Genomic DNA, 22,934 nt, shown 5'->3' with positions numbered 1-22,934 from the left:
AACTGGACGAAAGCCGGATGCCCTGCTTTCTTTTTGGAAAAGCTTTAAATTGAATTCGAAAGTGCGGTGTCTGACATGTCTTACCGTAGATTTGCCTACGTATACGATGAATTAATGGAGGATATGCCCTATCCCGATTGGATCCGATTTGCGCGGACGGCCTGGGAACGGCACGGCATGCCGAAAAGCGTGGTCGAGTTGGGCTGCGGGACGGGCTCCATCACGATTCCTTTGGTCAATTCGGGTTTTGAAGTGATCGGGATCGATTTGTCAGCGGACATGCTGTCCGTGGCAAGAAACAAAATGGATGCCACGCCGCAGGGCCATCGCATGTACCGTGGAGGCAGCGTGCGGTGGGTGCAGCAGGACATGCGGGACTGGAGCGTTCCCGAGCCGGTAGATTCGGTCATTTCGTTCTGCGACTGCATCAATTATTTGCTCGAAAAAGAGGATGTCGTTCGCACGTTCCAGCGGACGTACGCGATGCTGAAGGAGGAAGGCACGTTTATGTTCGACGTGCATCATCCGAATACCCTGATTCGATATGATGACGAACAGCCTTTTGTATTGGACGAACGCGCCGTGTCCTATATCTGGACATGCGACATGGACCGGGAGCGGTGCGAAATCGAACATCATTTGAGCATCTTTGCACGCATGAAGGAAGCCGGCAAGGACATGTATCAGCGCTTCGAGGAAGTGCACGTACAGCGGGCCTACGATCCGGAATGGATGAAGCTTGAGCTGCTTAAGGCAGGATTCAGGGAAGTCGGTGTCTATGCAGACTTTGAGTGGGATGAAGCCGGGCCGGAGGCGCAGCGCCTGTTCTACGTTGCTGTAAAATAAAGTGAGTAAAAGAGCTGCCTGCATGTTATGCAATGGCAGCTCTTTTTTTAATCCCGATTGTATTGGATTTTGGACAACCAGTACGTTGATGGCAGAGCAGAGGCAATGCCTATAATGGGACTGATCGCCAGGATGACGAATATCATTCCGTATGGAGCAGGGCTTTGGGCATCGAGAGCACTCAAAAATTGATAACGTAACAGTACGCCAGCAATGAGTCCCATGACAGTCCCGGATACCGCTATCATTATTCCTTCGAACCAGGCTAAACGGATGACCTGCCAGGGTTTGCTTCCGATGGAGCGCATCGTGGCAAACTCTTTTTGACTTTCTCTTAGATTGCTGGACATAATGTTCATTAGTCCGGCAAGGATAATAAGCGTCAAAAGCAGTATGGAGGCCGTTAAAAAAGCCGTACGCTGTTTGTATTGCTGATAGAACGTCTCCAGTTCCGCCATGCGGTCATAAAATACAGTATTTTGATATTCGGGCTGTTCAAGTAGGGACTGAACCTGTGCTTTTATGGCTTCCTGCTGATTCTTGTCCGTGATATTGAACAGAATTTGTTCCACCTTGGCTTCCCGGTAGCTGTTAACGGCGTCAACGGAAGTATACATGGTCATTTCGTCTCCCGGAAACAATGGATTTTGATCGATAACACCCACAATATTCATCTGTAAGGGAGCAGCGCCAGCTGCCTCGCTGACTTCATCCATCTTTAGTTCCAGTGTATCCCCAATAGAGTACCCGAAGTAACGACAGAAATCCTTCGTGACTACAATCTGGTTCTTTTGCAGATCCTGAATCTTACCCTCAACGACCTGATAAGAAGAAAACTGCTGAGCTTTGATCAAATCCATCGATTGCAGGCTTGCCAACACGTGATCCTTGTTATCAATTTTAAACACAGAACCGTTCCAATCCGGTGACATTTGATTAACCGGGATATCTACGAGGAGACTTGAACTTATTGTAATACTGTCTATTCCTTTCAGGCGGTTCAGCTGATTGCTCAGTTCGGGTGAGAATCCAGGTTCATATGAAGCTTCGGCCGACTGGATAATATAATCCAGGGGGAATTGATTGGCCATATTTTTTTCTGTTTCCTTCACTATGCTATCAAGAACGCTGAACCCTACGAATCCGACAATAACGGAGAGCATGATTACCCGGGTGATTTGTTTGCTTCGTCCGATGCGGCTAAGTGCATTTCTGCCAGCAATGGTCCCTTCCATGGCATATAAAGGCTTCAGGCACAGTGCAATCCCTTTGATTAATGGCTTAAGCAGGAAGGAAATGCACAAAAAACATAGGAGAACAAACAGTACACCGACGATAATGACCGCGGTTTTGGACGTTTCCTTGCCCCCGGGGATCAGAATGGAAAGTGCAATAAGTCCAACAAATAGGGAATACACGGCGATATGCTTCCACAAAGAGTGCTGTGTAAGACGTGCCGGCTGTTGACGGTGGGCAGCAAGTGGAGACATTCTGCTGGAGGAATAAGCCGGGATGAAGGAAGCAAGCAGTGTAACGAGAATACTTCCGAGCATGACAGCGGCAATCACCGGATAGGATACCACAACTGAATCCACACGATATCCCATCCATTTTTCAAGCACCCCAGAAGTAGCATAACACAGCATAATCCCCCCCGCGGATCCTATGAATGAGGACAGAATACTGATCCACAAGGCTTCCCAAATGACCATCTCGAACAATTGTCTCCGTGTGCCTCCCAAAAGCCGGAGAACCGCCAGTTCCTTCTGTCTCTCTTGGACGGACATTTGCAAAGTACTAATGACGATCAAAATACTCCCAAGCAGAACAATAACGGACAGTCCGGTTACCAGCGGCCGAAGCCCACCCAAATTTTTTTGTTCCTCTTCCTTTGCGCTGCGGCGATCAATAGTAAGTCCGTCGAAATGGTCATTCAATTGCTCGATGACCTCACTCTTTACATTCCCGTTATCCAGCTTCAGGATCAGCGCACTAGCCTGTCCGGTATGATCTGTCAGCTTGCTGATCCAATCATAATTGAAAATAAAAAGACGGGACAAGCTTTCGCTTTCTTTTAGAATTCCCGAGACCGTTACGGTCTGATCTTCGGCGGGTGGGAAAGGCAATGTCAAGGTCGAACCGATCCCCAGCCCCGCCTCCTTGGCATATTTGGAGGAAATCAGTACTTGCGCATCTTCAGGAAATGATCCCGTTTGCAGAGAAAGCAGTTCATGCTCAGCGGCCAGACGGTCTGCTTTGAAGCTGTAATAAAAGGGTTGAACAGCAACATTTTCGGGCATGTGTCCTGCTGTGTAGGGCAGCAAGATCGGAGTGGTCTCCTGCACCTCTTCGAGGTTGTTAATCCATGTTATATCTTTGGAAGAAAGCAGCCTTTGCCCTTTGTTATATCCTGCTATCAGATCAAAATCACCGAACCTCTCCCGCGCTGAAACTTCAGTGGAATGCTGCAAAGTGCTCATCATCGTCTGAGACGATACAAGAAGAAGAACTCCTAGGCTTATTCCCATTATGGCAAAGAAGGCTCTTATTTTACGTGCAATCAAGAAACGCCAAGCCAGACGGGCTAACATCCACTTCATATCAGCATTCCCTCAATTCTGGATGTGATCTGACTCAGGTTCACTTTTGGGTCCTGCTGCAGGTTCAGGTTTTCTACCAATTTCCCATCTTTCATAAAAAGAACTCTGTGCGCATAAGAGGCGACGCTTGCATCATGGGTCACCATAACCAGGCAATGATTGCCTGTATCACAGAAGCTTCGCAAAACCGTCAGAATGTCTTTCCCTGTTTTGGAGTCCAGACTGCCCGTAGGTTCATCGGCCATCATGATGCGGGGTTGTGTAATCAATGCTCTGGCGATGGCTACCCGTTGCTGCTGTCCACCTGACATCTGGGATGGATATGAAGCTGCCAGATGCCCAATGCCTACTTTTTTGAGCATATCCAACGCCATGCTATTAACTTTACTGTCAGTCTTGCCAGCAAGCAGGAATGGCAAAGCTACATTCTCCTGAGCCGTTAGTACCTGAATCAGGTTGAACATCTGAAAAATAAAACCGATCTTGTCTCTGCGGGTGAGTGTGATTGCGGATTCCGTGCCGGCGTATAAATCTTGTCCGTCCAGCATGACTTTACCACGGGTCGGCCTGTCCAAACCTGATAACAGATGAAGCAATGTGGACTTGCCGGAACCACTGGGTCCCATGATGGCAACAAACTCTCCTTGATGGATCGCCAGGTCAACAGCATCGAGGGCAGGAACACTTTGATTACCTTCCCCGTAGACTTTGCTTAGATTGTGGGTTTGTAAAACGGGTTTACTCATTTCTCTTTTCTCCTTTTCACGGAAATCTGCTGAATCGCTTTGATCGATATCATTATGCAGAAGATGTCTCACCTTTTTGTGGGAAAAAGATCAATAATGTATCAATAAAATATAGTACTTTTATCTAATCGCTGTTTAGGAGGTTCCATCAACAACAGGAATGCTCCATAATAATGGGACAGCAGATGAGAAAGGGAGATACAGTATGCAGGAAGTAATCTTGATTGTGGATGATGACATTGAAATTATAGAGCTTATGCGTGATTTTCTCGAAATGGAGGGGTATGCTGTCCTTACTGCGGAGAACGGGGAAGCGGCCATGCGGACCATGAATCAAAATCGGGTGGATTGTGTGCTGCTCGATGTGATGATGCCCGGCGAGTCGGGTTTTACAATCTGCCGTGCCATTCGGGAATATTCGGATGTTCCCGTCTTGTTTCTGAGTGCCAGGGAGGAATCTACCGATAAAATCAGAGGATTGGGCGTCGGAGGGGATGACTACATCGTTAAGTCCGCCACACCGGGAGAGATTATTGCAAGAATCAAAGCTGTGAGGCGGCGGTTTGGCAAGGAGGAATCCACTTCGTTGGCAATCGGCTTATTCAAAGGTTTGAGCATTGATTACTCCGCACGTGAGGTCGAGGTGAATGGCGAAAAGGTTACGCTCACAACCAAGGAATTTGACTTGCTGGCTTTGCTGGCCAAACATCGCAATCAGGTGTTTACGCATGATCAGATCATCGACCGAATCTGGGGAGAGCACTACGGAGATCAGCATTCGGTAAGAGTGTTTATAGCTCGGATCAGGGACAAGATTGAGAGGGGAAGTACGGGAAACGAATACATACAGACCGTATGGGGAACGGGATATAAATTTACGGGAGAGCCGTTGTCATGAAGGGGTTCCAATCTTTAATGAAAAGCCGGTTATCATTAAAACAGTGGCTGTTGATTATCATCTTGTGTACAGTGCTTGTTCCAATTTCGGTTGTGAAATTAACAGGGAATTGGTATTCAAATATGGCAACGACCGACGATGGATACAGCATTGAATGGGTGCAGCAGAGAATTTTGGCTCAGCGGGATCAGTGGGAAAGCGAAGAGTGGCAAATCAAGCTGGAGCAGGATTCCAAAAAAATGAATGTTGGGATACGGCTGCTGGACAGAGAACGTCGGGAGATTTTCTCGAACATATATGATGAAGGAGGATATATTCTTGAAGAAGGGGGAGACATAACGCCCAAGGAGAATGTCGGTGACTTTTCGGAGTGGAACGTATTAAATGAGTTTTATGTATATTCATCGACGAACACGCTGACCGGAATGGTTTATATTCAGGATCAGGGTCCGGTATTGCGGAGCTATGGCAGCTTGGCTGAAAAAATGATTATGGAATACGGCGGATTTGTGATTTGGGGATGTTTGCTTGCCATCATTTTGCTTACAGGTGCCTGGTTCCTGAACAAGCAGGTGCTGAAACCATTGAAGAAACTGGGACAGGCAGCACAGGGGATTTCCAGAAGTGAATTTTGTGTGGATCTTCCGTCTTCCCGAGTGAAAGAAGTACATGAGGTTTCGGCAGGCTTCCAAAAAATGCGGGCCGAACTGGAACATTCCCTAATTCGGCAGCAGGCCATGGAAGAAGAGCGGCGGCTGTTCATCGCTTCCATCGTCCATGATATAAGAACACCCGTTTTTGCCATCCGTGGTTATCTGGAAGGGCTGGAGAATGGCGTTGCCTTCACTCCCGAAAAAACTCAAAGGTATATCCGAAATTGCCGTATTAAAGCAGATGTTCTGAATCACTTGGTCACCGACCTGCTTACATATACCAAGCTCGACTGGTTTGAAGACAAACCAACGCTTGCAAGCACACGAATGGACGGATTACTGAACGAGTTGATCCTGGGGTATCAGGAAGAAGCGAATCGCAAACAGATCCGTCTTGCGCTGTCATTGCCGGAGCAGGGAGCTGAGATCATGACGGATCCATATTTGCTGCAAAGGGCGTTCGGAAATCTTCTGGATAATGCCTTGCGTTATACTCCAGAAGGCGGAAGCATTGAAGTGAAGGCAACGTGTGATAACGGCATATGGGCCATAGCTGTTCAAGATACAGGCCCTGGAATTGCCAGTTCTGACCTGCAGCATTTGTTCAAGCCGTTGTACAGAGGCGAACAGTCCAGAAATCGCAAAACGGGTGGTGCTGGCCTGGGTCTGTCCATTGTATGGAAAATTACTGAGATTCTGGGAGGAAGGGTCCAGGCCGGGAACAGACCAGAAGGAGGCTCCGTTTTTACGGTGAGTTTGCCTTTAAATGTTAGAAGGTGATCAAAGGTCTTGCAAGCGTAGAGAGGGCCGGACATAATGGGTATGGAAATATTTCTTTACATTGTCATCCCCTTAACGAATAAGGTAAATGAGGTGCAAAGTGGAAAGTAATTATAAAACGAGGCTGACTTCAGAACAGTTGAACCGGATTACTCAACAGCATTTCAGGACAGGTGTCAGAGAATACAAGGAGATGACGGATGGATGGGCGAACCATGCCTATTGTATTACGTTGGATGACGGACAGAAAGTTGTACTCAAAATTGCACCTTCCTCCGGAATTACACGAATGCGCTGTGAACAGGATGTGATGGTTGCGGAGGTGCAGGCACTTCGTCTCGCCGCGGATCTCCAGGATGTTCCCGTTCCCCGTGTGCTCGCCCATGATCTTTCGCGGAGCTTTGTCCCTGCAGAGTATTTTATTATGGAATACATGCCAGGCAAGCCTTATAACAAGGTCAAAGACCAATACAGTGTGGAAGAGCAGGAAGCCATCGAACAGCAGCTGGGCGCTTACAATCGGAGAATCAATGAGATCAAGGGCGAAAAATTCGGCTACTTTTCCGAGAAAAAACCACATTATGCTACCTGGAAAGAAGCTTTTCTGAACCTGATGGATGATATGATTGCAGATGGGAAAGAGGCTGGAGTGGAATTTTCCATCGGTTATGAGAAGCTCGAACGTTTAATTCAAGAGAAATCGGATGTCCTGGTTGATGTAAAAGAACCTGTACTTGTCCACTGGGATTTGTGGGATGGCAATGTTTTTGTGGAACAGGGCAAAATTACGGCCATCATCGATTTTGAGCGTTCGCTATGGGCAGATCCTTTGATGGAGCACTATTTCAGTCATTTTAACAATACGCCCGGATTTGTCAAAGGTTATGGAAGAGCGGTTGCAACGGCAAGCGAACGGCAGAGAAGGAGCCTTTACGACCTGTATTTTGATCTGGTGCTCCGGATAGAATGTGCGTATCGGCAGTTCGATAACAAGGAACACGTGGTATGGGCGACCCGCAATCTTGAGGAGGGCATCGAGCGCTTCCGGTTATCCTGATTCGTGGACACACAAAGGCAGCCAAAGCTCGTTGAACTGCATACGCAGAGGCGAAGGGCAGCAATATTGACTTTGGTGCCAATTTTTAATATAATGTTTCCGATCAAAAGCGAATACATATTTCGATGATAAGGATCAGTAACGAGTCCTGCACATGACAGAGAGTCGGCGGTTGGTGCAAGCCGATTGGCAGTATATCGCGAACTCGCCTTGGAGAAATGCGGTGATTACACCATTTTGATGCCTGTAAGGATCTTGCCCTTCGGGGAATGGAAAATCCGCATCGGTTCACCGCCGTTACAGGTCCAAAGGGAGTGGACAACGAAGCACGTTCGTCCGCTAACTAGGGTGGTACCACGGGAAATCAACCTCTCGTCCCTAGCGCTGCAAACGCTACGGGATGCTGAGGTTTTTTTGTTGCAATAGATGGAATGATTAGAGGAGGAACGACAGATGAGTGAACATCATCAGCCAAAGCATGGCTATCAGCCGCAAACCATGGAGAAAAAGTGGCAGCAGTTCTGGGATGAAAACAAAACGTTTAAGACGGGGGAGGACCCGTCCAAGCCTAAATTTTATGCATTGGATATGTTCCCGTATCCATCCGGTTCCGGTCTTCACGTAGGCCATCCGGAAGGATATACGGCAACGGATATCGTTTCCCGCTACAAGCGCATGCGCGGTTATAACGTATTGCATCCGATGGGATGGGACGCTTTCGGCCTTCCGGCAGAGCAGCATGCGCTGGATACGGGCGAACATCCACGGGACATCACGTTCCGCAACATCGACAATTTCCGCCGCCAGATCAAGTCGCTCGGTTTTTCCTATGACTGGGACCGCGAGATAAGCACGACAGACCCTGAATATTACAAATGGACGCAATGGATCTTCATCCAGTTGTACAAAAAAGGACTGGCATATGTAGACGAAGTGCCGGTTAACTGGTGTGAAGCATTGGGCACGGTGCTTGCCAACGAAGAGGTCATCGACGGCAAGAGCGAGCGCGGCGGGCATCCGGTCGTGCGCAAACCGATGCGCCAGTGGGTACTGAAGATCACGGAATACGCCGAGCGTTTGCTTGAGGATCTGGAGGAGCTGGATTGGTCCGAGAGCATCAAGGATATGCAGCGCAACTGGATCGGCAAATCGACGGGCGCGGAAGTGACTTTTGCCATCGAAGGACGCGAGGAAGTCATCAAAGTGTTCACGACTCGTCCGGATACGCTGTTTGGCGCGAGTTATGCGGTGCTGGCACCGGAGCATGAATTGGTGGATGCCATCACAACGGCCGACCAACGCGAAGCGGTCGCAGCCTACCAGGAACAGGCAGCTCGCAAGAGCGACCTGGAGCGCACGGATTTGGCGAAAGACAAAACGGGCGTATTCACGGGTGCTTATGCCATCAATCCGGTAAACGGCGCGAAAGTGCCTGTGTGGATTGCCGATTATGTGCTTGCCGGTTATGGAACGGGAGCCATTATGGCCGTGCCGGGGCACGATGCCCGCGACTGGGAATTTGCCAAACAATTCGGCCTGAATATCATTGAAGTTGTTGAGGGCGGAAACGTGGAGGAAGAGGCGTACAGCGGAGATGGAGCCCATGTGAACTCCGAATTCCTGAATGGCCTGAACAACGAAGAAGCGATCGCCAAAATGATCGCCTGGTTGGAAGAGAACGGCAAAGGGCAAGGCAAAACGACGTACCGTCTGCGCGACTGGTTGTTCAGCCGTCAACGCTATTGGGGTGAGCCGATTCCGATTCTCCATCTGGAGGACGGAACGATGAAAACCGTGCCGGAAGAAGAGCTGCCGCTGCTGCTGCCGGATATCGACCAGATCAAACCATCGGGCACGGGCGAGTCTCCTCTGGCCAATGTGACGGAATGGGTCAACACGGTAGATCCGGAAACTGGGATGAAAGCGCGTCGCGAGACCAACACGATGCCTCAATGGGCGGGAAGCTGCTGGTACTACCTGCGTTTCATCGATCCGCACAACGACAAGGAACTGATTTCGCAAGAAAAACAACAACAGTGGCTGCCGGTTGACTTGTACATCGGCGGCGCCGAGCATGCGGTCCTTCACTTGCTGTATGCGCGTTTCTGGCACAAGGTTCTTTACGACCTGGGCGTGGTCAGCACGAAGGAACCGTTCCACAAGCTGGTGAACCAAGGCATGATTCTCGGGACGAACAACGAAAAAATGAGTAAATCCCGCGGCAATGTCATTAACCCGGATGAAATCGTGGGCGAGTTCGGTGCGGATACGTTGCGCCTGTACGAAATGTTCATGGGGCCTTTGGAAGCAACCAAACCATGGAACACAAGCGGCGTTGAGGGAATGCACCGCTTCCTGTCCCGTGTATGGCGTTTGTTCATCAACGAGGACACCGGTGCCATCAACGATAAAATTACGGTTGACGGCGGAACGGAAGAGTTCAAGCGCACAACGCATAAAACGATCAAGAAAGTGACGGACGATCTGGAGAACCTGCGTTTCAACACGGCGATCAGCCAGCTGATGATCTTTATCAACGATGCTTACAAAGCCGAGAGCCTGCCGCTGGCTTCGATGGAGAACTTCGTGCAGCTGTTGTCACCGCTCGCACCGCATATGGCAGAGGAACTGTGGAGCCGTCTCGGACATGAAGGCGGAATTAGTTATGTAGCTTGGCCTGTATATGACGAAGCGATGACGGTCGATGCCGAGGTTGAAATCGTCGTTCAGATCAACGGCAAAATCGTAACTCGCGCAACGGTTGCGAAAGATCTTGACGCACAGGGACTGCAGGACCTGACCTTGGAAATGGACGCTGTCAAACAGGCGCTGGAAGGCAAGACCGTTCGCAAGGTCATTGCCGTTCCAGGCAAGCTGGTCAATATTGTTGCCGGTTAATCTCATTGGCTCTGAACAGTTCATCCAGCTTGATCAAATCTTCCTCGTATTTGTCGTGGGTGGTTTGAATGAGGCTGTCGAAAACACCATCCAGATTGGCTTTCAATAGCGCAAGTGCCTGTGCGGTAATACCGCCGGGCACGGCAACGCGTGCCTGAAGCTCCTGCGGCGTGTAACCTCCTTCGGTGAGCAGCTTGCCTGTTCCTAGGAGCATCTCGCCGGCAAGGGCGCAGGCATCCGCGCGTTTGATCCCTGTAAGCTTGACTGCGCTGTCGATCCACTGCTCCAGGAAAAACGAGATGAAGGCAGGTCCGCAGCTGGTAAAATCGGAAGTGATTCGGGTGCATTGCTCGTCGACCTGGTAGGGTCTGCTGAAATGGCCGAGCAAGCCTTCCAGCACGGCACGGTCCTCCTCTGTCATTCGTTCGCCATGAATGCAGAGGGAGGCACCGCTGCCGACCTGGTGGGTCACGCTGGGAATCACTTTGGACACCTTGCAAGGAAGCGATGCTTCCAGATGGCGTATTTGCACCGGGCTCGTGATGGAGACGATAATCTGCTCGGGTTGCAGAACAGGCAAAATTTCATCGATGACATGCTTGAATTCAAGCGGTTTGACGCACAGAAATACGATCTTGCTTCGAATGACCGTTTCTCGATTGCTCTGGGACTCATGCAGGCCGGGATAACGGAGGGTTAACTGACGTACTTTGGAAGGGGTCCGATTGCTCGCGGCGATCTGCCTGGGCTCCAATGCTCCGGATTGGATCATGGCATAGATCAGCAGGCTGCCCATGCTGCCGGTTCCGATAAATCCAACCTTCATTGTTTCAGGCCTCCTTTCATGCTTTACGGTACTGGCGCGCAGTATGTTCCTTCTAGTCTATGCGTCATGCCCTTGCCGGCATGACATGAAAATCAATCATTTTGGACGCAACGTCCGCTTTACGGTTCGGAAGCACCGCCCGTGTTCATTAATCCAATGGGAGACGGGAGTGTGTGAAAGAATGAAGTGGAAACAAGGATTGATTATTGCTGCGGCAGTGATGGGGAGCATACTGATATTGTGGTCGGGCAAAAGCGAGCAGCCGCCTTCGGGATGGACTGCCGTTCAGCCCGGTACTGAAATGCCGACGACGGCTCAGGAAACTGCTGCCGTTCCGTCGGCTGTTTCGGGTCCAGCCGATGCGAATCAAGTGCCGGCTTCCGTTCCGGAAACCAGGCAGGGTGCGGCAATGGCTGGAAATCAGGATGAAGCTAAGGTGGAGAGCGGACATGACATTGCCGGAACGACAACGGAACAGCAGGCGTTCATCCATTCTGCCCAGCCAGATCCCGCTAACGTTGGCCATGCTGAAGAGCTGCAGGATCATCTTGCGGCAACGCAGGAGCCGGACAACGGGAAAATCGACGTCAATACTGCGCCGCTGGCCAAGCTTATGGAGCTGCCGGGCATCGGGGAGAAGAAAGCTCAAGCCATCATCGATTATCGGAATAACCATGGTCCGTTTGGCAAAGTCAGCGATTTGACGAAAGTCAAAGGCATAGGTATGAAAATGTTGGAGAAGATGGCACCTTATGTGCAGATCCGCTAATGCACTATTTTCGATAATATGACAACGGAAGGGGAAACGGCATGAGCGCAACAGATGCACGCAAAGACTGGGACACATACTTTATGGATATTGCTTACATGGTATCCACTCGTTCGCGTTGTCCTAGGCGCCATGTGGGTGCAGTGCTTGTTCAAGGCAAAAAATTGCTGGGAACGGCATATAACGGAGCACCGATGGGGGTTCCCGATTGTTCTGAAGCAGGTTGCATGATCTCGGAAGAATATGAGTTGGTCATTACCGACGGCCGGGAAGAGATGGTCAAAAAACAGCGCTGCATCCGTACGATCCATGCGGAGCAGAATTTGCTTTTGTTTACGGATCGGATCGACCGGGAAGGCTCTTCCGTATATGTCACGGATGAGCCGTGTTGGACCTGTGCCAACATGCTCGCCAACAGCGGGATTACCGAAATCGTGTTCCATCGCCCATATCCGAAAGATACGGGCAAAGTCAGACGAATGATGGAGCAGCAGGGGATTACGTTTCGCAAGTTGGAGCAGTATCAACCGCCGCGCGAGACAATAATGACCGTGAGTGATTGAATTTTGCATGCTGCATGTACAAAGATTCATACAGAAAGAACGATCCATGAGGAAAAACCTCTGGTTGCCGTAACGGCTGCCAGAGGTTTTTTTGCGTTCTGGCTACGGGATTAGGAGGGGGAAGGATGAAGGGCAGGCCACTGCTTGGTTTTACCGTTTGTTGGCTATGCGGCAGCGGAATGGCGGTTGCGTTAAGCGGCTGGAATTTGTTATGGGGAATGGTTGGGGTTCTTGCTTGTGCCCCGCTATGGCTGCGATGGCTGGGCCTGCGCGGGTGGATCGTTATTTTGTTTGGAGCAGCTTTTGCCTCCGGGGCCGTTCATTGGGAATGGAACGATACGAGGAATGTCAGCCATCTGGCCGAACTGACGGGTATGGCAAGCGACGAACTTGACGGAGTGGAGGCCACGGTTCAAGGCAGGTTGGACTCCGAAGTACGCATTGACGGGGACCGGGCCGATTTTGAGCTGCAGGTTAGTTCCGTTCAAATTGATCCTGGTGCTTCGGCCAGCGGTGGCTTCCAACCTCTGACTCTGGATCACCGGAAAGAGAAGTTCATGGTGCAGGTCAGGCTGGCCAAAGAGGAAGAGCTGCAGACGGCGGCGGCTTGGCAGAGGGGCGATACCGTTACGCTCGAAGGCACGCTGGCCCTGCCTGGTGAAGCACGGAACTATGGTGGCTTTGATTACAGGGCGTACCTCCGGACGCTTGAAATACACTGGCTGTTCAAAGTGAAGGGGGCCATCGCGGTAGAAACCGTTCCGGCCGAGGGTTGGAAGGCTTTCAACCTATTTCGCCTAAACGACCAGGCAAGGAGCAAGCTGGGGTCGGCTGTCGATCGGCTGTTTCCGGAACCGCACGGCGGATATATGAAAGGGTTAATCATCGGCATGGCCAAAGATATTGATCCGGATACGTACGGCGGGTTTTCGCAGCTGGGTCTGACGCATATTTTGGCCATATCGGGTACGCATGTTGCTGTTTATGTGTCTTCCTTGCTGCTGCTGATGTCCTTGCTGCGATTGACACGGGAAACGTCATTGACGATCGTTCTGCTGCTGGTGCCCTTCTATGTCATGTTATCCGGGGGCTCCCCATCCGTCGTCAGGGCGGGAATCATGTCCATGATCGGTTTAACGATGGCAAGGAAAGGATTGCCGAGGGATGGTCTGCATATCATCAGCGCCGCGGCTTTGCTCATGATGTGGTGGAATCCCTACTTCATGGTAAACGTAAGTTTCCAACTATCTTTTCTGGTTACGGCCGGGCTGATGATTTATATGCCGCTGATTCATCGTCTGTTTGACCGCTGGCCCAAAGCGCTTGCGGCCACGGCTTCGGTGACGGTGACGGCTCAGCTGATTTCTTTTCCGGTAACCATTCTGTATTTCAACCAGTTTTCGATCCTGTCGTTCGTCGCCAACTTTTTGCTGGTTTCCTTCATCAGCGTGATTGTGCTTCCGCTTGGAACGGTTGCGCTGATCATCGGATTTGTGTGGTTTCCCGCAGCCAAACTATTGGCTTGGATCACGATTGTGCTGAATGATTTGACTTTTGCGACCGTGGAATGGATGAACCGTTTCCCCGGTTTTGTATTGATTTGGCCAACGCCGCCCATCTGGTGGATTGCGGCCTACTATATTGGACTTTATAGTTTGCTGAGGCTCTTGCAGAAGGGAAACTTAGGGAAAAAAGCGTTGCCGTTCCCGCAGCTGCAGGACGATACGGCCCCGCTCTCACGACGCCCTGGCGTTATTCCATCAAGTGCGGACAGGACTTCGTATGATGTGGGCCGCACGCCGCAGCCTGGGTATTCGGATCAAGTCCCTTGCGTTTCCGATGTGTCGGGGCAGTCCGTAGCTTTGCTTTCTGCGAGTATTGCATGGCCTGAATATTCGGGAGCTTTCACTTCGCGCGGTGCCGGATTTTATGATGGCGAGAAAAGGTCTCCTTATCACGGCTGGATATGTGGTTTGATTGCGATTTCGCTTATCGCTGGCTTATGGTGGGGATATCAGTCACCGTATCCTTCCGGCACGGGAGTGGTACAATTTCTGGATGTGGGGCAAGGAGATAGCGCGTTGATATCAACGCCCGGCGGCAAGCACATTTTGGTGGATGGAGGGGGAACGGTCAGTTTCGCCAAGCCGGACGAGGGCTGGAGGGTTCGCAGAGATCCCTACGAGGTTGGTGCAAAGGTCGTTGTTCCCCTCCTGAAAAAACGGGGGATTCATGAGCTGGATGCCATTATTGTTACTCATGCCGATCAGGATCATGCCGGCGGGCTGCAGGCTGTACTGGAGCAAATCCCGGTAAAACGTCTGATTTTTAACGGTACGACCAGCGGCAAGGACAATTTTGACAAACTGCTCCAGACTGCTGCGGACAGGCAAATCCCGCTGTATGCCGTCAGGCAGGGCATGACATATAAGGCTGATGACCAAACGAAATTGTATTTTCTTTCGCCGGATCTGAGTCTCTCTACCGATCGTTTGGGCGGCATGCCTGTGGACGAGGAGCAAAATCATCATTCGGTCGTCTTTTTGCTGGAGATGGCAGGGGCTTCTTTGCTCTTTACGGGGGACATGGACGAGGCGGCGGAACAGGATGTGTTGTTTCGTATTCAAGACGGCTCGCTTGCGGAGGCGTTTGCCCAAGAGGCACTGCGGGGAAATGAGAAACCGAGTGCAGTTCTCCAAGCACAGCTTCCGCTATTTCTTCGGTCTGAACAGGCAACCCAGAATCCCGGAGTGGACGATGCCGTCGACAACATGACGATGAGTATGATGAATCACCGGGTGGATGTCTTGAAAGTCGCGCATCACGGAAGCAAAACCTCTTCCGCCGAAGGTTGGCTTCACTACTGGAACGCCAGTTCAGCCGTTATTTCCGCCGGGGTCAACAATTTGTACGGGCATCCCAATGCGGGGGTGGTGGAGCGGCTTGAGCAGTCGGGATCGGCCATTTATCGGACGGATCAAATGGGGGAAGTGCAAATGAGGATCAAAGCTGGACACATCGAAATCAGGCATAAACTTGAATCAGATTAAGGCTCTCGGTGCCTAATTCGGTTAACTGATAGGTTAGATCAATTAAAACTGCATTTTAATCTATCATTGGAAGGGAATAAAACCAAGTATTATGGTGTATGTGAAGCAGCCCGACGGGCTGCTTTTAATTTAAACAAGCAACATTTCGTTTATGTGAGTATAGAATGTGTTCTCATCATGAAAATGAACATCGGCTTAGCTTATTCATTGATTTTTTCAATATTCACAACCGTCCTAATGGGTGGCAAGGATTCTTGTTGGTTAAAGTCAGCAGTGATATTTACTCTTTGCCCTACATCAATTGATTCATAAGCCTCTTTATCGACAAAATAATACGAGGCTTCCGGTTGGTCTTGTGCTAGTTCTATAAAAAGTTCAAGATTACCTTTCTCTAAATCTTTCTTACTTATATTTTGAAGAACAAGAAATTTGTACTTGTCATCTTCATCTGTTTTAAATACTACAGTTCCCTCGTAAACTGGATAATGCTCTTTCTCATCCTTGTTAAAACAGCCAGGAAGTATAATCATACTGATTAAGATGAACAGCATTACTTTTTTCATAATGAACCTCCTATGTTGTGAAACTGGCAAACTCAGCGGCGATCCCAACGGAAGGCCACGGAAACTACTGCGCGAGCGACGTATGTTTCCTGAGCGATATCTACGCAATAACAAGGTGAGATGGAGAGATATTTTCAATACGTTGATTTTGCTTGTCCTGAGCTTTAAACTACATAAAGCAACCTTCTGGGTGGGCTTTTTGACGTAATGACCTTATGTGTAACCCCATCGTCTCGAGGCCTCATTATTTATTCAAACCCCCAGTTATATTCGGTTTACAGGATTTCTCACGGGTAACGATATTTCAAAAATATTACGTCCACAGTCGTCCAGAAGTTCGGCTTTCATTCCCATTAAGCTAACAATTGGAACTATATAAACTGCAAAAAAACATCTATGGTACTGTGCTCGCAGTGCACTAGTGGGATTTATTATTGCGGTTTATATAGTTAAACTTGATTAAGGAGGGATTGAGATGACTCATTCATTCCATCCCGTTCATTCTCCCAAATTGCAACCGGAGCTGCAGCAGCCATGGTATAATTTCCGGGAATATCCATCTAATCCTCGCTTGGAATCACATGTGGCTTCTTTTTGGACCATGGATTTTCGTCCTGTTCCAGGCAAACCTTCGCATCGAGTTATACCGGATGGCTGTATCGATATTGTCGTGGATCTTCTTTCTCCATCCAGCCGAAAGGCTGCCTATATTGTAGGTCTTACAACTCGATCAGAAGTGCTGCAGTTCTCTGAAGCTCGATCATTATTTGGCATTCGGATATATTCAGAATCAGCTCGTTCTATTCTAAAGATACCTCTTTCGGCGTTTACGGGACAGCGTATCTACTTGGAAGATGTTTTGGGTTTCAAAGAAATGTACTGGGTAGAAGAGATACTATCAGCCACTACGATCGCCGAAATTGTTGCGGTTGCCGAGTATCATTTGGTCCGAATGCTGGCGGATAGCGATATAGCAATGAACCCACTTGTGTATGAAAGCTTGCAGATTATTTATGGCCGAAAAGGGAATGTATCCGTAACGAATTTGGCCAATCAAGTCCACTTTAGTGAACGACATCTTAGAAGGGTATTTAATCAGGAGCTGGGCTTAGGTCCGAAGGAGATGCTTGGGATAATCCGATTTCAAAGCACACTGCAGGATTTTTTTCGGGGGGGTTATTCCAGTTTAGCGGATCTTGCGCTCAAATACGGCTATTACGATGAGTCCCATTTTGCCAACACATTTAAGCAATATTATGGCTTGTCTCTTAGAAGCTTGATAAGTAAGAAACGAAGGAGTCCGATTTTTCCTATTTGACAGTCTATAAGATCAATACAATGGAGGTGAGCTTTATCATACCAATGGATAGGAGTTGTGAAGCATGGCAGTGAAGTTAAAAAGATTATCGATTTACGTCAAAGAGATGAAGAAGTCCCTGGATTTTTATCGGGCATTGGGCTTGGAAATACCGGAAAAGGCAAATGAAGAACATCATTTCGAAGTACCATACAACGATATTATTCTTTCCTTTGATACTTGGGAATCGGCGCAGACGATTCTAGGCGACCAGCCGAAGCCGGCCGGTTATCGAATGGAGCTCGCTTTTCAGTTTGACAGTAAGGAAGCGCTGGATGAATCGTATAGCCGATTGACAGTACAAGGATATGAAGGGCATTTTGAACCGAACGATACCCCTTGGGGCGAGCGTTATGCGATCATAAAGGACCCTGACGGCAATTTGATCAGTTTGGTCGCTTGATTCTGTTTAAAATTACGGCAGCCGCACACAACGGTTGGCTGCCGTTTTCTCAGTTAACGGGTAGTTTTGTTCAATAACCAGCTGGGATGAGGAGAATGAAAGATTTCATAGCGATTATAATCCGTTATAATGAAAAAGGAGCTGCTAAGCAGCAACTCCTTAGAAGAAGGGGATAGATCATCCGGGCCAATGGATATGATCTATTCCTTTTTTAATAGGGATTCCTCGGTCACTCTTGCAATACAAACCTTGACACCTTTATTTTCAATTTCTGCGATGGCTTCAATGCTAGCTTCTTCATCCGTTATCAGAAGGTCAATGTCAGTAATTGGACCTTCTTTTGCAAAGAAATCAATTCCCAATTTTTCGTGAGGTGCCAGACAAATCTTTCTCCTGGATATTTCAACAGCTGCTCTACCCAACATTGCTACTTCAGGAGTGGCTGTACTTACGCCATTTTTAGAAATTCCACCTCCAGTAACAAAACAAATATCTAAAGTGAATTGTCTCAAAAATTCGTTTGCTAAGGCATCCGTTATGCTGCCGGAACTTTTTACTTTACCGCCGATAAGGTAAACATCTGTTGTTTTACGATCTTTCAATGTATCTGCGACCTTAATTGAATTGGTTACAACGGTAAAAGGGATTTCAGGAAGATACTTGAGCATGCCATAGTGGATCCCAGCACTGCCTATAAAGACGGTATCTTTCTCCTGAATGAAGGATGCGGCCAATTTAGAAATTGCATTTTGATGTGGCGCTCCATCCTGGTAACGTAATTCAGGTGGGAGAGGAGTGCTGCGAACTTTAGAACTTGGAATTGCTCCGCCATGTGTACGTTTTAGAAGACCCTTCTCCTCCATAATTGTAAGGTCTCTTCTAATTGAATCGATGGATAATTCAAACATATCAGCCAATTCCTTGGCAAGAACACGCCCGTTTTTTTGAAGCAGCTCCAGAATTTTGTCCCGACGTTCATCAGAGAACAATAAAATCGCCTCCTTATGGAAATTATCACCAAGTGATGGTTCGATTATATTCATGTTTGTGCTGTTTTGTCAAACATTTGTATTCGTGTTTCTTCCGCTTTGTTCATGTTTCTTGCGCATTTCATTACTTTCTTTTTTGTCAGACATTTAAAGCATATAGGGGGCTATTGGCTGCTGAAAACATAGAGTTTCCTGAAGCTCATTTCAATAAAATGTATGCCATCGCTTCGCGCTATCTCGGACATTTCTTAATGGAAGGAATATATTTCTTCATCATATATTTGTATGTTATGATTCATAGGAAAATAGAACCAGTAGGAGAGTGTTTAAAATGAACAAAAGGGTACTCGTTACTTCCGTATTGTCTCTATTCCTTTTATCCAGTGCAACAAGTGCATTAGCTCATCCCGGGCGAACAGATTCCAATGGAGGTCATACGTGTTGGACAAATTGTGCCAAATGGGGATTGGAGTACGGGGAATATCATTATCATAATGGTGGTAGTTCTTCTTCAAGTACTAAATCATCCAGCAGTTCTTCTTCATCTACAAAAAAAACTACACCAACAAAACCGAAAGAAACTAAACCTCAGTATACGCAATCTTCTTTAGTAGTATATGTTAATGATCAAAAAATTAATTTCGCCAATAAGCCGGTAGAATATCAAGGAAGTAATTTGCTTCCATTACGAGACATTGCAGAAGCATTGGATGCAGCGTTTACATACGATCCGGATCGTGCAACGATAGGTCTAACCAAAGATAAATTTAAGGTAACACTCACTCTTGGGAGCAAAACCGTATTTTATAACGGCAAATCTGCTTCATTAAGTGCAGCTCCAAAAGTGATAAACGGAATTACGTACATTCCAGTACAATCCATTAAAGGATTAGGAACAACCCTTGAATTAAATTCGAGTAAAAACACATTAAATATTGAAATATAAATTTAATAGAATTAGATATTTGCCGAATGTTTAGAAGGTTTATAACCAGCATGTCTTTCATCACACAGAAGCAGAGGGGATACGAACAATGGATAACGTTCAAGACAAAGAGAGTAGGAGATGGGAAGGGCCCAATGGGTTCAAGATTGGAGAAATAATGCGATATCTTCCGTTATGGTTCATGGTTATTCTGATGGCAAGCATCGTCGTAGTACCCATGAAAGTAGATGCGGCTTCGGGAAACGGAACGAATTCTATTGTCTCTCTTGTTGACCGGAATACCTATCTCATGAATGACGGGACGGTGTGGTCCAAGGATTCAACGGAAGGCATATGGACCCAAACGACGGATGTGGCAGGTGTGTCTGCTGCGCAAGGCAGTCTTTTCGGATGGACGACAGACGGACGCGTTTATTATTGGGAAGGAAACAGGGATGAAAAACCGGTAATCACTCAGTATAACGGACTAGTTAAGGTATACGGCAATGGTGTGGCTTTGTTGAAGGATGGGACACTTCGCGATTATAAGGGGGAGACCATTAAAGGGCTGGAATCCGTCATTGATGTAGGTACATATCTGGGATCCAGCTACCATTCTTACGGCGCTTTAACATCCAATGGTGATGTGTATTACATTGCTGACCAACGGAATATCTCCAGAAAGATGGGGAATGTACCCGGAGGAAAGCAGATTGCGACAAGTAGTGCATATGCGGCCGTACTTAGGGAAGATAATTCGGTCGTTGTGGTCGACATGATGGTCCAGGAACAGCCGATTGAAGTGACGGATCATGTGAAATCTGTGATCTGGTTGAATTCCGGTATGTTTTTGGCAGTCAAAGACGACGGAAGCGTATGGAGCTATGAGCGGGGGCATCGTCGACCTGTTACTTACGAGGGTAAACAGCTCCAGGGATTGAGTGGGGTCGAGAAACTGGAGTATTCCGTTGATCTGGAAGAACTTTATGTACAGCATACTGACGGTTCATGGGGGATTTATAAAGACGGAACACTGCAGCCCTTGAACGGACCGACACTGAAAAAAGTGACGTTGGCAGCTTCGGCCAAAGAGGCGAGCGTTGGGGATATCCTTGCCCTTTCGGTGGAGGAATTATATTCAAACGGGTACAAAACGAAGCGTCAACCCAATAGCGGGGAGATTACGGTAGAAAAACCGCAAGTCGCTGTCTACAAAGGTGAAGGACAGTTGCAAGTCAAGGGGGCTGGAAGTACCCGGATTACATTTAAAAAAGGTGAGCTGGACTCCAGCGTTCAATTGAATGCGGGCATTCAACAAAACTTGATAGGCTCTACCATGGTCAATGGAAGTATCTATCTACCGGTTCAGTCCGTGTTCAAGGCACTTGGCGCAACGGTGCAAGTAAAGGGAACAAACTTCATGATTCAATGGGGTGATGATGAACTGTTGCTTCAAAAAGGAAGCCAGGATGCAAAATGGAACGGCAAGACCCTCAAACTAAAAGGGAAACTGCAAACCATAAATGGACAAACGGTCTTTCCTGCAGCGCTCCTTTCTCAGATTTCCGGTGTGAAGGTTCAATGGGAAACAGAATTCAAGCGTGCCAAGTTGATCGTGGGAGCCTCCGTGATTAGCGTGGATTCTGCGGAGACAGCCAAATTGGTCAAACAAAAAGAGCTGGGCGGTCTTGCCCGTTTGCTTGGTAAATCATATTGGATTAATTACTATCCAGAACTTGGCCAACGATTCAGTAAAGTAACGATTTCGGATATTCGGATGGAGACGGATCCCTCGGGGATCAAGAATTACACAATCATCTTTAAAAATGCTAAAGGCAAAATGTTATCCGTGTATGGGGGGAACAAAAGCTCAGATGTAACGGATTGGCTGAACGAAGAGGATCTTTTCTTGTCTTATGATCCATATCAAAAATACAAATGGTCCCAAGCCATGTGGAACAACATAATTGCTGGTAAAGTTGCAATCGGCATGAATACAACGCAAGCCCGCCTGGCTTGGGGAGAGCCGCGAAGCATCTCGCAAGAGATGAGTAAACAAGGCAAGATCGAAGTTTGGATGTACATCGACTCGCTTGAGAATATCCGAGCCCTTACGTTTGTTGGAGGCAAGCTCTTTACTTACTATTAATACCATCCACTAAATCATCTAAAATAGTTGAACATAAAAGAACCGCCTGATGGCTTTTCCGTAAGGAAGCTCCTCAAGCGGTTTTTTTTAGCAATCAAAGGGGAACCAAATCATTATTCAACGCCGTCCTTGAAATGTTTGGTCCAATGTTTATCACCTTTGTGGAGAATGTCTTCCACGGTTTTTTCCAGCGTCTTCAGCAGCTGTTCCCGGACATCGATCACGGTGTCATGATACAGGCGTTCTTCCGACCCGACGATTTTTTCGCCGTATAATGCCTGTGCAGCCGTATATTTACGATGTTCTTCGACCAATGTGTCCAAGGATTGCATCGCATGTTCCACAAAATGGGTGATGCTTTGATACTCCTTAGGGAGCTGTTCTTTTAATAATTGGATTTTTGCTTGAGCAGGCATGCTCATCACCTCGCGTTATGAATGTAAATTTACAATACACTATTTTCATGAAAATTACATTAAAAACGGCTGAAAATTTGTACAATTTTTGACTTTTATTTTTTTTGAGCACGGAAAGCATCGCAATTATAATTTATGTTATTGCATTCGAATTAAGTCGTGTAAGTACTGGATATGACTTTTGAAAGCGCTTGGTGACGCATTATGCAATTTCTGTTATTCTAAGATAAGTTTCTGCGGCTTTACGATACATACGCCGTTATTTTGTTGTGGAAGCATGTCTGCATGCATACGAAACGGCTGCTCCCGGCTGGGGTAGAAAGGCGCGAGATCCATCTCGTCATCTTGTACCCGTATCCATTCGGGATCGAATCATGCAGCGTGCGGTTTGCAAAATAAAAAAAATCTTAACTTTGCAACAATTTTATTGATGGTCACGTCTGTAA

18 protein-coding genes and 1 other annotated feature are annotated in these 22,934 nt (G+C 47.9%); of the genes, 12 read left to right on the top strand and 6 right to left on the bottom strand.

The features are described from left to right. Positions 1 to 75: 75 nt before the first annotated feature. Positions 76 to 846, top strand: a complete 771-nt coding sequence (locus tag SNR34_RS22535; RefSeq protein WP_236421279.1) for a class I SAM-dependent DNA methyltransferase — start codon at positions 76 to 78, stop codon at positions 844 to 846. A 47-nt stretch (positions 847 to 893) separates the two neighbouring features. Here the strand turns inward: SNR34_RS22535 and SNR34_RS22530 are convergent, their stop codons facing one another. Further along, the gene (locus tag SNR34_RS22530) at positions 894 to 3,374 is read right to left on the bottom strand and encodes an ABC transporter permease (RefSeq protein WP_486180204.1); all 2,481 of its coding nucleotides are present in this window, start codon (positions 3,372 to 3,374) and stop codon (positions 894 to 896) included. A gap of 68 nt (positions 3,375 to 3,442) precedes the next feature. Beyond that, positions 3,443 to 4,192, bottom strand: coding sequence for an ABC transporter ATP-binding protein (locus tag SNR34_RS22525; RefSeq protein ID WP_236421280.1), 750 nt, complete (start codon positions 4,190 to 4,192; stop codon positions 3,443 to 3,445). 205 nt (positions 4,193 to 4,397) lie between these two features. On the opposite strand from SNR34_RS22525, the gene SNR34_RS22520 reads away from it, so the two are divergent. The 4 genes from SNR34_RS22520 (at position 4,398) to leuS (ending at position 10,478) form a co-directional block, all read left to right on the top strand. Beyond that, positions 4,398 to 5,090 carry a response regulator transcription factor gene (locus SNR34_RS22520; protein ID WP_486180203.1) on the top strand — a complete coding sequence of 231 codons (693 nt, stop codon included), beginning with the start codon at positions 4,398 to 4,400 and terminating at the stop codon, positions 5,088 to 5,090. A gap of 122 nt (positions 5,091 to 5,212) precedes the next feature. Then, positions 5,213 to 6,523, top strand: coding sequence for a HAMP domain-containing sensor histidine kinase (locus SNR34_RS22515; protein WP_486180202.1), 1,311 nt, complete (start codon positions 5,213 to 5,215; stop codon positions 6,521 to 6,523). A gap of 100 nt (positions 6,524 to 6,623) precedes the next feature. After that, positions 6,624 to 7,580, top strand: coding sequence for a phosphotransferase family protein (locus SNR34_RS22510; protein WP_486180201.1), 957 nt, complete (start codon positions 6,624 to 6,626; stop codon positions 7,578 to 7,580). Between the two features lie 116 nt (positions 7,581 to 7,696). Then, positions 7,697 to 7,963 (top strand) — a binding site (T-box leader). A 70-nt stretch (positions 7,964 to 8,033) separates the two neighbouring features. Then, entirely contained in the window at positions 8,034 to 10,478 is a 2,445-nt protein-coding gene (gene leuS / locus SNR34_RS22505) for a leucine--tRNA ligase (RefSeq protein WP_339273888.1), read from the top strand. On the opposite strand, the gene comER is transcribed toward leuS, so the two are convergent. After that, on the bottom strand, positions 10,459 to 11,304 hold the full coding sequence (gene comER, locus SNR34_RS22500; RefSeq protein ID WP_486180200.1) for a late competence protein ComER: 846 nt from the start codon (positions 11,302 to 11,304) through the stop codon (positions 10,459 to 10,461). The genes leuS and comER overlap by 20 nt on opposite strands. 181 nt (positions 11,305 to 11,485) lie before the next feature. Between comER and SNR34_RS22495 the strand changes: the two genes are divergently transcribed. From SNR34_RS22495 to SNR34_RS22485, 3 genes are all read left to right on the top strand, one after another. Further along, positions 11,486 to 12,073, top strand: coding sequence for a ComEA family DNA-binding protein (locus tag SNR34_RS22495; protein WP_486180199.1), 588 nt, complete (start codon positions 11,486 to 11,488; stop codon positions 12,071 to 12,073). Positions 12,074 to 12,114: 41 nt separating this feature from the next. Then, the gene (locus SNR34_RS22490; protein WP_236421287.1) at positions 12,115 to 12,636 is read left to right on the top strand and encodes a deoxycytidylate deaminase; all 522 of its coding nucleotides are present in this window, start codon (positions 12,115 to 12,117) and stop codon (positions 12,634 to 12,636) included. A 125-nt stretch (positions 12,637 to 12,761) separates the two neighbouring features. Continuing rightward, positions 12,762 to 15,686 carry a ComEC/Rec2 family competence protein gene (locus SNR34_RS22485; RefSeq protein WP_486180198.1) on the top strand — a complete coding sequence of 975 codons (2,925 nt, stop codon included), beginning with the start codon at positions 12,762 to 12,764 and terminating at the stop codon, positions 15,684 to 15,686. A 200-nt stretch (positions 15,687 to 15,886) separates the two neighbouring features. Here SNR34_RS22485 and SNR34_RS22480 read toward each other — a convergent pair whose 3' ends face one another. After that, positions 15,887 to 16,249, bottom strand: a complete 363-nt coding sequence (locus SNR34_RS22480) for a DUF3221 domain-containing protein (RefSeq protein ID WP_339273884.1) — start codon at positions 16,247 to 16,249, stop codon at positions 15,887 to 15,889. 475 nt (positions 16,250 to 16,724) lie between these two features. Here SNR34_RS22480 and SNR34_RS22475 point away from each other — a divergent pair, with 475 nt between their 5' ends. Together SNR34_RS22475 and SNR34_RS22470 are read left to right on the top strand one after the other, a co-directional pair. Continuing rightward, positions 16,725 to 17,567, top strand: a complete 843-nt coding sequence (locus SNR34_RS22475) for a DUF6597 domain-containing transcriptional factor (RefSeq protein ID WP_486180197.1) — start codon at positions 16,725 to 16,727, stop codon at positions 17,565 to 17,567. A gap of 64 nt (positions 17,568 to 17,631) precedes the next feature. Further along, positions 17,632 to 18,009, top strand: coding sequence for a VOC family protein (locus SNR34_RS22470; protein ID WP_486180196.1), 378 nt, complete (start codon positions 17,632 to 17,634; stop codon positions 18,007 to 18,009). A 200-nt stretch (positions 18,010 to 18,209) separates the two neighbouring features. Here the strand turns inward: SNR34_RS22470 and SNR34_RS22465 are convergent, their stop codons facing one another. Next, positions 18,210 to 18,998: a DeoR/GlpR family DNA-binding transcription regulator gene (locus tag SNR34_RS22465; RefSeq protein WP_339273881.1), complete on the bottom strand. Its 789-nt coding sequence runs from the start codon at positions 18,996 to 18,998 to the stop codon at positions 18,210 to 18,212. A gap of 331 nt (positions 18,999 to 19,329) precedes the next feature. Between SNR34_RS22465 and SNR34_RS22460 the strand changes: the two genes are divergently transcribed. Both SNR34_RS22460 and SNR34_RS22455 read left to right on the top strand, forming a co-directional pair. Then, positions 19,330 to 19,944, top strand: a complete 615-nt coding sequence (locus SNR34_RS22460) for a stalk domain-containing protein (protein WP_486180195.1) — start codon at positions 19,330 to 19,332, stop codon at positions 19,942 to 19,944. Between the two features lie 157 nt (positions 19,945 to 20,101). Then, complete coding sequence (locus tag SNR34_RS22455; protein ID WP_486180194.1) at positions 20,102 to 22,072, top strand: stalk domain-containing protein; 1,971 nt, start codon at positions 20,102 to 20,104, stop codon at positions 22,070 to 22,072. A gap of 113 nt (positions 22,073 to 22,185) precedes the next feature. Here SNR34_RS22455 and SNR34_RS22450 read toward each other — a convergent pair whose 3' ends face one another. Continuing rightward, positions 22,186 to 22,488 carry a hypothetical protein gene (locus tag SNR34_RS22450; protein ID WP_236421295.1) on the bottom strand — a complete coding sequence of 101 codons (303 nt, stop codon included), beginning with the start codon at positions 22,486 to 22,488 and terminating at the stop codon, positions 22,186 to 22,188. Between the last annotated feature and the right edge of the window lie 446 nt (positions 22,489 to 22,934).

This window comes from Paenibacillus sp. XP01 (assembly GCF_057364885.1).
This window is presented reverse-complemented; position numbering and strand designations above follow the sequence as displayed.

What these genes read in the sequence shown, in the direction of transcription:
- SNR34_RS22470 (WP_486180196.1), top strand. Translation starts at nt 17,632, where the DNA reads ATGGCAGTGAAGTTAAAAAGATTATCGATTTACGTCAAAGAGATGAAG.
- comER (WP_486180200.1), bottom strand. Translation starts at nt 11,304, where the DNA reads ATGAAGGTTGGATTTATCGGAACCGGCAGCATGGGCAGCCTGCTGATC.
- SNR34_RS22480 (WP_339273884.1), bottom strand. Translation starts at nt 16,249, where the DNA reads ATGAAAAAAGTAATGCTGTTCATCTTAATCAGTATGATTATACTTCCT.
- SNR34_RS22495 (WP_486180199.1), top strand. Translation starts at nt 11,486, where the DNA reads ATGAAGTGGAAACAAGGATTGATTATTGCTGCGGCAGTGATGGGGAGC.
- leuS (WP_339273888.1), top strand. Translation starts at nt 8,034, where the DNA reads ATGAGTGAACATCATCAGCCAAAGCATGGCTATCAGCCGCAAACCATG.
- SNR34_RS22535 (WP_236421279.1), top strand. Translation starts at nt 76, where the DNA reads ATGTCTTACCGTAGATTTGCCTACGTATACGATGAATTAATGGAGGAT.
- SNR34_RS22475 (WP_486180197.1), top strand. Translation starts at nt 16,725, where the DNA reads ATGACTCATTCATTCCATCCCGTTCATTCTCCCAAATTGCAACCGGAG.
- SNR34_RS22520 (WP_486180203.1), top strand. Translation starts at nt 4,398, where the DNA reads ATGCAGGAAGTAATCTTGATTGTGGATGATGACATTGAAATTATAGAG.
- SNR34_RS22455 (WP_486180194.1), top strand. Translation starts at nt 20,102, where the DNA reads ATGCGATATCTTCCGTTATGGTTCATGGTTATTCTGATGGCAAGCATC.
- SNR34_RS22530 (WP_486180204.1), bottom strand. Translation starts at nt 3,374, where the DNA reads ATGGGAATAAGCCTAGGAGTTCTTCTTCTTGTATCGTCTCAGACGATG.
- SNR34_RS22490 (WP_236421287.1), top strand. Translation starts at nt 12,115, where the DNA reads ATGAGCGCAACAGATGCACGCAAAGACTGGGACACATACTTTATGGAT.
- SNR34_RS22515 (WP_486180202.1), top strand. Translation starts at nt 5,213, where the DNA reads ATGGCAACGACCGACGATGGATACAGCATTGAATGGGTGCAGCAGAGA.
- SNR34_RS22460 (WP_486180195.1), top strand. Translation starts at nt 19,330, where the DNA reads ATGAACAAAAGGGTACTCGTTACTTCCGTATTGTCTCTATTCCTTTTA.
- SNR34_RS22450 (WP_236421295.1), bottom strand. Translation starts at nt 22,488, where the DNA reads ATGCCTGCTCAAGCAAAAATCCAATTATTAAAAGAACAGCTCCCTAAG.
- SNR34_RS22485 (WP_486180198.1), top strand. Translation starts at nt 12,762, where the DNA reads ATGAAGGGCAGGCCACTGCTTGGTTTTACCGTTTGTTGGCTATGCGGC.
- SNR34_RS22525 (WP_236421280.1), bottom strand. Translation starts at nt 4,192, where the DNA reads ATGAGTAAACCCGTTTTACAAACCCACAATCTAAGCAAAGTCTACGGG.